9 protein-coding genes are annotated in these 11,723 nt (G+C 69.5%); 6 read left to right on the plus strand and 3 right to left on the minus strand.

What is annotated here, in order from left to right; translation table 11 throughout:
• The first annotated feature begins 330 nt into the window (after positions 1-330).
• Complete coding sequence (locus tag NGB36_RS17585; RefSeq protein ID WP_255921239.1) at positions 331-1,890, plus strand: APC family permease; 1,560 nt, start codon at positions 331-333, stop codon at positions 1,888-1,890.
• A gap of 70 nt (positions 1,891-1,960) precedes the next feature.
• Here the strand turns inward: NGB36_RS17585 and NGB36_RS17590 are convergent, their stop codons facing one another.
• Genes NGB36_RS17590 through NGB36_RS17600 form a run of 3 tightly spaced genes read right to left on the minus strand, consistent with a single transcriptional unit; the run spans position 1,961 to position 5,954 of the window.
• Positions 1,961-3,886 carry an ABC transporter ATP-binding protein gene (locus NGB36_RS17590; RefSeq protein WP_255921240.1) on the minus strand — a complete coding sequence of 642 codons (1,926 nt, stop codon included), beginning with the start codon at positions 3,884-3,886 and terminating at the stop codon, positions 1,961-1,963.
• Positions 3,883-4,980, minus strand: a complete 1,098-nt coding sequence (locus tag NGB36_RS17595; RefSeq protein WP_255921241.1) for a hypothetical protein — start codon at positions 4,978-4,980, stop codon at positions 3,883-3,885. Before NGB36_RS17595 ends, NGB36_RS17590 begins: the two co-directional genes overlap by 4 nt.
• The gene (locus NGB36_RS17600) at positions 4,977-5,954 is read right to left on the minus strand and encodes a DUF1611 domain-containing protein (RefSeq protein ID WP_255921242.1); all 978 of its coding nucleotides are present in this window, start codon (positions 5,952-5,954) and stop codon (positions 4,977-4,979) included. The genes NGB36_RS17595 and NGB36_RS17600 overlap by 4 nt, the downstream gene beginning before the upstream one ends.
• Positions 5,955-6,323: 369 nt before the next feature.
• On the opposite strand from NGB36_RS17600, the gene NGB36_RS17605 reads away from it, so the two are divergent.
• The 5 genes from NGB36_RS17605 (at position 6,324) to NGB36_RS17625 (ending at position 11,465) form a co-directional block, all read left to right on the plus strand.
• Positions 6,324-7,076 (plus strand): GntR family transcriptional regulator, encoded by a 753-nt coding sequence (locus tag NGB36_RS17605; RefSeq protein ID WP_255921243.1) that lies wholly within the window; start codon positions 6,324-6,326, stop codon positions 7,074-7,076.
• A gap of 138 nt (positions 7,077-7,214) precedes the next feature.
• Complete coding sequence (locus tag NGB36_RS17610; RefSeq protein ID WP_255921244.1) at positions 7,215-8,909, plus strand: purine-cytosine permease family protein; 1,695 nt, start codon at positions 7,215-7,217, stop codon at positions 8,907-8,909.
• A 150-nt stretch (positions 8,910-9,059) separates the two neighbouring features.
• On the plus strand, positions 9,060-10,685 hold the full coding sequence (locus tag NGB36_RS17615; protein ID WP_255921245.1) for an APC family permease: 1,626 nt from the start codon (positions 9,060-9,062) through the stop codon (positions 10,683-10,685).
• Between the two features lie 130 nt (positions 10,686-10,815).
• Positions 10,816-11,262 (plus strand): RpiB/LacA/LacB family sugar-phosphate isomerase, encoded by a 447-nt coding sequence (locus NGB36_RS17620; protein WP_255921246.1) that lies wholly within the window; start codon positions 10,816-10,818, stop codon positions 11,260-11,262.
• Positions 11,262-11,465 (plus strand): SPOR domain-containing protein, encoded by a 204-nt coding sequence (locus NGB36_RS17625; protein ID WP_255921247.1) that lies wholly within the window; start codon positions 11,262-11,264, stop codon positions 11,463-11,465. Before NGB36_RS17620 ends, NGB36_RS17625 begins: the two co-directional genes overlap by 1 nt.
• Positions 11,466-11,723: the final 258 nt, after the last annotated feature.

The following is an 11,723-nucleotide window of genomic DNA, read 5'->3' on the forward strand; positions in this document are numbered from 1 at the left end:
GGCCGTGGAAACAGTAGGGAGATGGGGTCTATCACGGTCTGCTGCCCGGCTTCGAAAAGCGCTGGAGGCCGATCGAAAAAATTCATCCCTCAATCACCAACGAAACCGCACCAATAGGCCGCATTATGGACAAAACGTCGCATAGCCGCGCGAGACAGTTCCAGCCAGGTAAAGAAGTGATGTCGCCTTCCGTTTTCCAGCCGTTGAAGGGTTCCGTGGGCCGCGGTCCGATGTCATGGTGTGCCCCACATCACCGACGGATTTTTGCAACTGGAACCGTGGTGATCTCTCGATTTCGCAACCGAAACCGAAGATCGTGCGAGGTTACCCATGACCGCTGTACCCGACCGTACGTCGCCAGTGGCGGCCACTGACCACCATCCGGCGCAGGCGCCGGCAGCCAAGGGCCTCAAGGGCGACGCCCTCGGCCTGGTGTCGTCCATCGCCATCGGCCTGGCATCGACGGCCCCCGCCTACAGCCTGGCTGCCACGCTCGGCCTCATCGTCGCCGGTGTCGGCCTGCAGACACCGATCGTGATCATTCTGGCGTTCATCCCGATCTGGCTCACCGCGACCGCGTTCAAGGAGCTCAACGCCGTCGACCCCGACTGCGGAATCACCTTCACCTGGGGCGCCCGCGCCTTCGGGCCGCGCACCGGATGGATGGGCGGCTGGGGCATCATCATCGCCGACGTGATCGTCATGGCGAACCTCGCACAGATCGCCGGCCAGTACGGCTTCCAGCTCGTCGGGCTCCACGGCCTCGCCAACAACACCCTGTGGACGACGGTCGCCGGTGTGGTGTGGATCGTGCTGATGACCTGGATCTGTTACATCGGTATCGAGGTCTCCGCCGCCTTGCAGCGCTGGATGCTCACCATCGAGATAGCGATGCTCGCGCTGATGGCGGTGGTCGCCCTGTACAAGGTGTACGCGGGCCACGGCCCGGCCGGCTCGCTGCACATCGCCGCGTCCTGGTTCAACCCGTTCCACCTCGGCTCGGTGAGCACCCTCACCCAGGGCGTGCTCGCGGCCATCTTCATCTACTGGGGCTGGGACAGCGCCGTCTCCGTCAACGAGGAGACCGCCGACAAGGAGCGCACCCCCGGCCGCGCCGCCGTGATCTCCACCGTCGTCCTGCTCCTGATCTACGCGCTGGTCTCCACCTCGGCGCAGTCCTTCGCCGGCGTCGGCACCAAGGGCAACGGCCTCGCCAACCCGGCCAACTCCGGCGACGTGCTCTCCGGTCTCGGCACCCAGATCTTCGGCACCAGCGGCCTCGGCTGGTTCCTCGCCAAGCTGCTCGTCTTCATGGTGCTCACCTCCTCGGCCGCCTCCACCCAGACCACGATCCTGCCGACCGCCCGCACCACGCTGTCGATGGCCGTGTACAAGGCGATCCCGGACCGTTTCGCCCGCGTCCACAGCCGCTACCTGACCCCGACGTGGTCGACGGTCGGCATGGGCCTGGTCTCGATCGTCTTCTACGTGCTGCTCACGATGGTCAGCCAAAACGTGCTCACCGACTCGATCTCCTCGGTCGGCCTCGGCATCGCGTTCTACTACGGCATGACCGGCTTCGCGTCCGTCTGGTACTTCCGCAAGGTGCTCACCCGCAGCACCCGCGACTTCCTGATGAAGGGTCTGTTCCCCTTCCTCGGCGGCGCGATGCTGCTGTTCTTCTTCTGCTACGCCGCCTTCGACATCTACGCCGACCCCAGCTACGGCCAGACGGTCATCGACCTCCCGCTCCTCGGCAAGACCGGCGGCGTGTCCGTCATCGGCATCGGGTCGCTGGTGCTCGGCGTGGTGCTGATGGTGATCTACCAGTTCGTCCGCCCGGCGTTCTTCCGCAAGGAGGTCATCGCCGTATCACACGCGGAGCGCTGACGAGGAATCAGCCAGCTCAGCCGACTCAGCCGACTCAGCCGACTCAGCCGACTCAGCCGACTCAGCCGGCTCAGCGCGGGAGGCCGCCCGCTGTGACGCCCGACTGCGGGGCGGGGCAGGGTGCGGTCCCCCGCCCACCCAGGAGGACCACGCGCGTCGCCATCTCCAGCAGTGCCGGACGGTGCGTCGTCATCACCACCGTCCGGCCCGCGACCAGCCGGCTCAACGCGCCGACGACGAGCCGTTCGGCCTCCGCGTCCAGCCCTGACGTCGGCTCGTCGAGGAGCACGATGGGCGCGTCGGCGAGCAGTGCACGGGCGATGCCGACCCGCTGGCGCTGACCGCCCGACAGGCCGACGCCGCGGTCCCCGAGCCTGGTGGCGAGACCGTCGGGGAGGTGTTGGGCGAAGTCGGTGACCAGCGCGGCCTGCGCCGCCCGGTCCACCTCGTGGTCGTCCGCGTCCGGCCGCGCGTAGCGGATGTTCTCCGCGAGGGTTCCGGAGAAGAGGAAGGTGTCCTGCAGCACCACCGCGACCTGCCGGTGCAGCCACTGCTCCGGCAGAGCCGTCGTCGGCCGCCCGTCGATGAGCACGCGGCCGCGGGTGGGCCGGTACAACCCCGCGATCAGCGAGAGCGCCGTCGACTTTCCGACGCCGTTCGGCCCGGTGAGCGCCACCCGTTCCCCCGGGAGGATCGTCGCCTCCAGGTGACGCAGCGCCGGACGGCTTCCGTACGCCATCGCGACGCCACTGAAGTCGATGCGCCCGCTCGCCCGGAACGGCAGCCCCTGCGGCGCACAGGGTTCGGTGCGCGGCTGATCGAGGATGGCGATGATCCGTTCCGCGGACGCCTGCCCCTGGGCGAAGGTGACCGACAGCTTCGACAGCGACTTGATCGGCGAGACCATGCCGGTCAGATAGCTCACCGCGACCACCAGCTGGCCCACACTCCACCACCCGTGCAGCACACCGGAACCGCCGATCCACAGCAGCAGCGCGGTCCCCCCTGCCGTCGTAAGCTCCAGGAGCGGAATGCGCAGCGCCTGCACCTTGGTGGTGGCGAGCCCCGCGCGCAGCGCCGCATCGCTCTCGGCGGCGAACCGCTGGTCGTGCAGCCCCTGTCGCCCGAAGGAGTGCACGGTCCTGATCCCGTTGAGCGTCTCGGTGACGAGCGCGGCGAGCTTGCCCTCGGCCTCGCGCTCCCGCTTCGCCGCCCGATGGCCCAACTGGCGGTTGCGGGCCCCGATGAGGAAGACGAGCGGGACGCAGAACAGACCGATCAGGCCGAACCGCCAGTCCAGCAGGAGCAGCGCCGAGGCATAGCTGGTGACGGAGAGCAGACCGGGAAAGAGCGTGGAGAACAGCGCGACAAGGGAGTCCTTGACCCGGCCGCAGTCGGTGATGATGCGGCTCGTCGACTCGCCCACCGCCTGCCGGTCGTGATACGCCATCGGCAGCCGCTGCAGATGCGCGTACGCGTCCGCGCGGATCGCCACGCTCATCCGTTCGCCCACGCCGTTCATCACCCGGTCGCCGACGTAGTCGAACGCGCCCGAGACCGCGGCCACCACCAGCACCGCACCGGCGGCGGTGGCGAGCATGACGGTCTTGTCCGTGCCGAAGACATCGAGGAGCGCGGTGAGCGGGTTGTGCGTCGAGTGCATCCCGAGCACGCGGTCGATGACGGCGGCGATCGGCCACGGCGTGGCCAGGTCCGCGACCATCTCGCAGATCCGCAGCCCGAAGCCGAGCGACAGCATTCCCAGATAGGGAGTGCCGTAGCCACGGAACCGCCACAGGTACCGCTGTGAGCTGTCCCGGGCCCTCACCGCCTCCCCGCTCGCCCCGCCGCGCCGGCGGCTCATGTCACGGACGCCCGCTCGCGCCTTCCGCGGACGGCCTGTCGTGCCGGAGGCGCGCCCCTCGACCGGGGTCTCGGCCGCCCTCCCCCTGGCGCGCGTGGGGACCCCCTGCACTCGCTCGCGTGCGTCGCTCACGTCACCACCGCCGCGTTGGAGCCGGCGCGCATTCGTTCGCGCAAGTGCGCGTTGCGGCCCTCGGGGAAGATGCCGTGGTCGGCCATGGCGGCGAGGACCGCGGGTGCCAACGCGGGGTCGGCGGCGGCGAGCTCGCGCAGCAGTTCGGAGAAGCGGTTGCGCCTGTCGCGTTCCTCGGAGACCGGCCCTTCGCACGCGCCCAGCCGCGACAGGCCGCCCAGCAGCATGCGGCCGAAGTCGTCGGGGCCGCCGCCTTCCGCCAGCACCCGCTCGCGCGCCGACCACAGGGCGGAGGCCCAGATGGTGCCGTTGGCGTGTGCCTGCCCGCCGTTGCCGGGACGCAGATAGGCCATCGTCCAGCGGGGGTCGAGGCGGCGGCGGCGCGGGTCCCACTGCGGGATGTGGCCGCGGTGCCAGCCGTAGATGTCGGGGGTGCCGAGCAGCACCGCGGCGAGGAAGTCCGCGGTGCCCTCGTCGAGCGCGACCTTGCCGTTGTGCTGCTCGCCCCGCGGGCGCGAGCTGTTGACCCGGAAGTCCGCGGTATGGCGGCAGATGTGGTGGCCGACCTCGTGGTAGACGATCGACGCGTTGTGCGCGGGCGCATGGAAGTAGCGCGCATCGCAGCCGTCGGGGCTGTGGACGAACGTGCGCCCGCCGCCGAGGTGGACTTCACCCGTGGGACTGACGTCATACGGCTCGGCGGGCATCGCCGCACCGGGCAAGCGGTAGTGGCCGCCGCCCCAGCGCTTGGGCGCATCGTGCATCCCGATGCGCACCAGCAGATGCGGCAGCGGCCGGTCCAGCAGCCGGGCGGCGAAGTCCAGCGCGCGGCGGGCGTGGTACGCGGCATTGGTGATGCCGAACGCCCGCGCCCGGCCGTCCGCCTGGGCGCCCGCGAGCGGGCCGCCGCCCGCTGCGGGCGGCTGGACGAGGGTGTCTGCAGGGTCGAGGAGATCGCCGCCTCGCTCGTCGCGCACCGTCAGGTGCGGCAGCGTCAGCTCGGCGGGCCCGGTCACGGTCGCCTCCAGCTCCACCTCGGCGAGACGGCCCGGCCCGGGACGGCCGTCCGGCAGGTAGGCGGCGACCCGGATCATGCGTGCGGTGCGGGGTCGGCGAGCAGGTCGAGAGCCGCGCCTTCGGCCAGCGTCGCCGGGGAGAGCACCGGAAGCCCGGTGACCGCGGCGGTCTCCCGCGCGGCGAGCGGACTGGCCGTCACGAGACCGCTGATCGCCACCACCGGCACTCCGCTCTCCTTGAGCAGATCGACACCGGCCAGCGCGGCCAGCGCGTCGCCGACGGCGAGCACCGTCCCCGAACAGACGGCCGGCAGGTACTTGACGAGCAGTCGTGTCTCCTCCTGCAGCAGGCCGTCGGCGATCTCCAGGACGATCGCGTTGGCGCCGTCCTGCAGCAGCGCGTCGCGCATGGCGGACATCGTGGTCAGCAGCCGGTCGGTGGGGTAGCCGAAGGTCGAGGACATCCCGAAGTCGAGGAAGTCGACGACGTGCCGTGCGCCCGCGTCGATGTATGTCCAACGGTCCTTGCCGCTGCCGGAACCGGTGACCTTCGCTGCTCCCGGAATGAGCCCGGCACGCGCCCACCCGCTGATCAGACCCGCCGCGGTCGTCGTCTTCCCGGAGTTCATGGACGAGCCCACCACGGCGAGCGCCAGCGGGTTCGGGCGTACCACGTCCTCGGGCGGGACCGGCGGCCTGGGCCTGGCGAAGTGTTCGAGCGACATGGGCTCTGCGTCCTCACTGGTCAGGGGTCCGAGGACTTCCAGCTCGGTCGGTACGGGGCAGCTGGTGTGCCAGGAGACGGCCGTGCCGATCACGCCGCCCGCGGTGAGCAGGTGAGCCGACGGTCCGGGCCGGTGATAACCCTCGTAGAAGTCGGTGGCGTAGCGGTTGCCGCACGCACCCACCACGAGGTCGCCCTTGTGCAGGCGTACCCTCCGGCCGTGCGCGTCCTCGAGCCGCTCGTGGGCACCGACTCGGGTCACCTCCGCCACCACCAGGTCCCCCAGCCGTGGCGGAGCGGACAGACCGCCGAGCCGACACCGCCTCATATCCGGGACTCTCCGGGTGACATGGCTCCACTTTGCGGTGGATAGGTCCCTCATTGGCACTCCCAGCAGGCCCACAGCCACTAACGGGCAGGGAGCCCTTCGTTGACGTCGCGTCGGTTCGGAGCGGCAGGCAACCGCAGAGCCACCCATCCGCATCATTATGGTGATTTGCCTTTTTCTTTACGGCAATTCGGCGCGCCGCCGTACTAGGCCGGTTGGGCGCCGGTAGGACGGTCGCGTGACAGTTGGATGTGTCTGTCCGCAGCTCGGGCCCGGCGCGATCTGATCGTGAAGCCTTGGCCTTGGCTTGCGGGTGGCGACGTTCCGTTGTCAAGCTGTTGCAGCCGGTCAACCCCCATGGAGGGTCACGTGCCATTCGGTGAGCAGCCCGCCTACCTCCGGGTCGCGGACGACCTCCGCAAGAAGATCCTCGACGGCGTCCTCGCCCCGCACACCCGGCTGCCCTCCCAGGCGCGTATCCGGCGCGACTACGGCGTTTCGGACACGGTCGCGCTCGAAGCACGCAAGGTGCTCATGGCCGAGGGCTTCGTGGAGGGCCGGTCCGGTTCCGGGACTTACGTAAGGGAGCGTCCGGAACCGCGCAGCATCGCACGATCGGGTTACCGCCCCTCGTACGGGCCAACTCCTTTCCGGCAGGAGCAGTCCGACGAGAGCTTCAAGGGCACATGGGAGTCGGTCTCCACGCAGGAGAGCGCCTCGTCTGCGATCGCGGCCCGGCTGCGCATCCAGCCCGACGACCGGGTGATGTGCACCCGCTATCTCTTCCGCACCGAGGGCGAGCCGATGATGCTGTCGGTCTCGTGGGAGCCGCTGGCCATCACCGGGCGCACGCCGGTGATGCTGCCCGAGGAGGGCCCGCTCGGCGGACGCGGCGTGGTCGAGCGGATGGCGGCGATCGACATTGTCGTCGACAACGTCGTCGAAGAGGTCGGCTCACGCCCGGGGCTCGCGGCGGAGACCGCAGAGCTCGGCGGCGTGCCCGGCCACACGATGCTCGTCGTCTCGCGCACGTTCTGCGCCTCCGACCGGCCGGTGGAGACCGCGGACCTCGTCATCCCGGCGGACCGCTACCGGATCACCTACCACCTGCCGGTGAAGTGACGCGCGGCCCCTCACGTCCCTCATCCCTCACCTCGACGCACCTCCGTCACCTGGACGAAATGCGCCGCCTGAGCCCGTAACAGCGCGGCAACCGCACACCGCGACAAACCGTCATGTGAGGCTCCTACGTTCCCTCGCATGACGGATGCGACGGAGACCAGGCCCGCAGCACAGACCACCTCGGCGAAGCGCACCTATGTCAAGCAGGCCGCGGACGAGAGGCGCGAGGACTACTCGCTGCGCTACGCGCCGCACTCCTTCCGCCGCTGGTCGCCGACGACGGTCGCCTCGACAGCGCTCGGCGGCATCGCGTACCTCGCCGACTTCGCCATCGGTGCGTCCATCGCCATGGCGTTCGGCTTCACCGATGCCGCCGCCGCGATCGCGACCGCCGCCGTGATCATCTTCCTCACCGGCATACCCATCGCCCGCGCGGTCGCCCGCCACGGCGTGGACATGGACCTGCTCACCCGCGGCTGCGGCTTCGGCTATTTCGGCTCCACGCTGACCTCGCTGATCTACGCCAGCTTCACCTTCATCTTCTTCGCCCTCGAAGGCTCGATCATGGCGCAGGCCTTCCACCAGGCGCTCCATCTGCCGCTGCCGATCGGCTACCTGCTCACGACGCTCATCGTCATCCCCTTCGTCTTCCGCGGGATGACCGCACTGGCCAAGCTCCAGGCCTGGACGCAGCCTGTGTGGCTGGTCGGCATGGTGCTCCCCTTCGTCGTCATCGCCTTCACCGCACCGGGGAAGTACGGGGCCTTCACCCACTTCGCCGGCGCGGGCGGCGGCCCGGGCGGCTTCACGCTGCTCGGCTGGGGGACCGGCGTCGGCATCGCGCTCTCGCTCATCGGCCAGATCGGTGAGCAGGCCGACTACCTGCGCTTCATGCCGAAGAAGACCGGAGAGACCGCCCGGACATGGGAGTTCGCGGTGCTCGCCGCCGGGCCCGGCTGGGTCGTCATCGGCGCGCTGAAGCAACTCGGCGGTGCCTTCCTGGCATTCGCGGCGCTGGAGGCGGTCGGCACCACGCGTGCGCTGCAACCGATCGCCCCCTACGTCGAGGCGCTGCGGCCCTGGTTCGGCGCGGCGGCCCTGCCGCTCGCGGCGGTCTACGTCGTGGTCTCGCAAATAAAGATCAACACGACCAACGCCTACTCCGGCTCGCTCTCCTGGTCGAACTTCTTCTCCCGGATCACGCACCGGCACCCCGGGCGCGTCTGGTACATATTTCTCAATGTGGCGATATCGCTGGCGCTGATGGAGATGAGCATGTTCAGCGCCCTCAACGCACTGCTCGGTTTCTACTCGAATATCGGGATCGCGTGGATCGCCGCCGTCACCGCGGATCTCGTGATCAACAAGCCGCTGGGGCTCAGCCCGCGGTACATCGAGTTCAAGCGCGCCTACCTCCACCCGGTGAACCCGGCCGGCTTCGGGGCAATGACGATCGCCTCCGCGCTGTCGATCGCCGCCTTCTTCGGCGCCTTCGGTCCTTACGGCAAGGCGTTCAGCACCTTCATCGCGCTCGGCCTCGCGATGGTGCTCAGCCCGCTCATCGCCTGGGCGACAGGCGGCCGCTACTACCTCGCCCGCCCCAACCCCGTGAACGGACCGGAAGCCGCGACATCGGCCGCCGAGACCGACCTGCACACCTGCGTGGTCTGCGGCACCGCCTACGAGCTGCCGGACATTGCCGACTGTCCAGCGCACGGCGGGGCGATCTGCTCGCTCTGCTGCAGCCTCGACGCGGGCTGTCACGACGCATGCACCAAGCGTCCCACGGGCGAGCCGGTACTGCTGCCGACACCCTCCGTGCCCGGCGCCTGACGCCTGACGCCTCTCCCGTCGGTCGATGGTGCGGATTTCGTTGTTGCAAAGTTCACATCCGCCCGATTATCGGAACCGGCGCACCGACATCCCCTTTACGATGCCGAGGTTTGTGCAAGGCGACGGGGTGAAGAAAGGGGAACCAGCGTTTTGTCCGGTTCCAACTACCGCAAGTCCCTCGGCACCGTCTCTCTGACGGCCGTCGGCCTCGGCTCGATCATCGGCTCGGGATGGCTCTTCGGCGCCGCCAAGGCCTCCCATCTGGCCGGCCCGGCGGCGATCCTGTCCTGGGTGATCGGTGCCGCAGTGGCGCTGACCATCGCCCTGACGTACACCGAGCTCGGCTCGATGTTCCCCAAGGCGGGCGGCATGGTCCGCTACGGTCAGTACTCGCACGGCTCGCTCGCCGGGTACCTCGCCGCCTGGGCCAACTGGATCGCGATCGTCTCGACCATCCCCGGTGAGGCCACCGCATCCGTCCAGTACATGAGCTCGTGGAGCTTCGGCTGGGCCAAGGGGCTCTACAACGGCACCGAGCTGACCGGCAGCGGTGTCGCGCTCGCCAGCGTGCTGGTGCTCTTCTTCTTCGGGCTCAACTGGTTCGCGATCACCCTCTTCGCCAAGACCAACACGGCGATCACCGTCTTCAAGATCGTGGTGCCCACGCTGACGGCGGGCACGCTGATGCTGTCGCACTTCGACACGCACAACCTCTCCCGCGCCGGCGGCTTCGCGCCGGGCGGCTGGAACGCGGTCCTCACCGCGGTCGCCGTCTCCGGCATCGTGTGGGCGTTCAACGGCTTCCAGTCCCCGCTGAACATGGCGGCCGAGGCTCGCAACCCGCGCAAGTCGTTGCCGAAGGCCGTCATCGGTTCCATCCTCATCGCGCTCGTCATCTACGTCGCGCTGCAGATCGCGTACCTCATGGCCGTCCCGGCGCACGACCTGGCGGGCAGCGGCTGGTCAGGGCTGAACTTCAACTCCCCCCTCGCCGACCTCGCCCTCGCCTGGGGCGTCAACTGGCTGGCGATCCTGCTCTACGCCGACGCGTTCATCTCGCCGTCCGGCACCGGCATGATCTACGCCGCCACCACCTCCCGCATGATCCAGGGCGTGCAGGAGAACGGCCACCTGCCGGGCGTCTTCGGCAGGGTCGACCGCAAGTCCGGCGTGCCGCGCCCGGCGCTGCTGCTCAACCTGGTGGTCGCCTTCGTCTTCCTCGCGGTCTTCCGCGGCTGGGGCTCGATCGCCGAGATCGTCTCGGTGGCCACCGTCATCTCCTACATCACCGGTCCGGTAGCGGTGATGTCGCTGCGCCGGGTCGCCCCGGACATGCCGCGGCCCGTGCGGCTCAAGGCGATGCCGGTCATCGCGCCGGTCGCCATGGTCTTCGGCTCGCTCGTGCTCTACTGGGCTCGCTGGCCGCTCACCGGCAAGGTCATCCTGATCATGGCGATCGGCCTGCCGGTGTGGGCCTGGTACGAGCTGCGCAAGCCGTGGGCGGAGCTGCGCCCGCACCTGAAGGCGGGCGTGTGGATGGTCGCCTACCTGTTCGTGATGGCATTCGTCTCGTACATCGGCGGCAAGGACTTCGGCGGCAAGGGCTGGCTGCCCTCGGGCTGGGACCTGCTCGTCGTCGCCGTGATCGGCCTGATCTTCTACGCCTGGGGCGTGCGCAGCGCCTGGCCGAACCCGTCGCTCGCCCAGGTGCGCGCGGAGGTCGAGGAGAGCGGGCGGACGGCGGAGGAGAACGCGCCCGTGCGCGCCGAAGCCTGACGCTTCGCTTCCCGCTCGAGGGCCTGTCCGGTGTCCGGGCAGGCCCTCTCCGCGTCAACTCATGGCCGGATCAGGGTGATTGGCGTTCGAACGGCCGCGCGGAGTGACATAACGGCGTACGCTCTGGCATATGCGGATCGCCGTTTCCTCGGACATGGATGAGCCGGTCGCCCGGGTCCTCGTCTACGAGCTGCGCCGACGCGGGCACGAAGTGTCCGCGTACGGAGCGCTGCGCGAAGGCGACCGGTCCGACTGGGCGTGGTCGGCGGAGGCCGCGGCGCGCGAGGTCGCCGACGGCCGGGCCGACCAGGCCGTCGTGTGCTGCTGGACGGGCACGGGCGCCTCCATAGCCGCCAACAAGGTGCCCGGGGTGCGGGCGGCGCTGTGCACGGATGCGTACACCGCGGACGGGGCGCGCAAGTGGAACGACGCCAACGTCCTGGCGATCGGCCTGCGGCTCACCTCGGAACCGCTGCTGAAGGAGATCCTCGACGCGTGGCTCGCGGGCGCCCCGAGCAAGGAGCCGGACGACGCCGCCAATGTCGACCACGTGCGCGCACTCGACGGGACGGTCTGATGCCCGGCGAGAGTGACGGGACGGACGACGGAGCCGAGAACCTGGTGTGGGCCGTCATACGGCAGGACGACAACGGCAACCGGTACCGCGTGGGGCGATACGCCACGCGCGAGGAGGCGCAGCGCGTCTGCGACGTGTTCGAGTCGCGCGGCCACAAGCAGCTCTACGTGATCGAAAAGATCGACCGCCGCCGGGCGTCCTGACCGGTCGCCCGTGACTGGCCTGGTCACGTGCGCCTTGGCGTTGCGCGCCGCTGGCCCGGTGCCGTGATTGGTCTGGTCACGTGCGCTTTGGCGCCGGTGGCGTGATTGGTCTGATCACGTGCCTGGGCTCACGTGGGCGCGGCACCGCTGGCGTGATTGGTCTGGTCGCGTGGGTGGGGTCGCGTCGCGCCGTGGCGTTGTTGGGGGGGTCGGTGCCGCTGTGGGGTGCCTCCTCGGCGCTCGAACGTCACGTGGCCT

The organism is Streptomyces humicola (genome assembly GCF_024436035.1).
Taxonomy (GTDB): Bacteria; Actinomycetota; Actinomycetes; order Streptomycetales; family Streptomycetaceae; genus Streptantibioticus_B; species Streptantibioticus_B humicola.

Coding starts and splice junctions, on each gene's coding strand:
- NGB36_RS17610 (WP_255921244.1), top strand. CDS start 7,215: ATGACGGATGCGACGGAGACCAGGCCCGCAGCACAGACCACCTCGGCG.
- NGB36_RS17620 (WP_255921246.1), top strand. CDS start 10,816: ATGCGGATCGCCGTTTCCTCGGACATGGATGAGCCGGTCGCCCGGGTC.
- NGB36_RS17585 (WP_255921239.1), top strand. CDS start 331: ATGACCGCTGTACCCGACCGTACGTCGCCAGTGGCGGCCACTGACCAC.
- NGB36_RS17625 (WP_255921247.1), top strand. CDS start 11,262: ATGCCCGGCGAGAGTGACGGGACGGACGACGGAGCCGAGAACCTGGTG.
- NGB36_RS17600 (WP_255921242.1), bottom strand. CDS start 5,954: ATGAGGCGGTGTCGGCTCGGCGGTCTGTCCGCTCCGCCACGGCTGGGG.
- NGB36_RS17595 (WP_255921241.1), bottom strand. CDS start 4,980: ATGATCCGGGTCGCCGCCTACCTGCCGGACGGCCGTCCCGGGCCGGGC.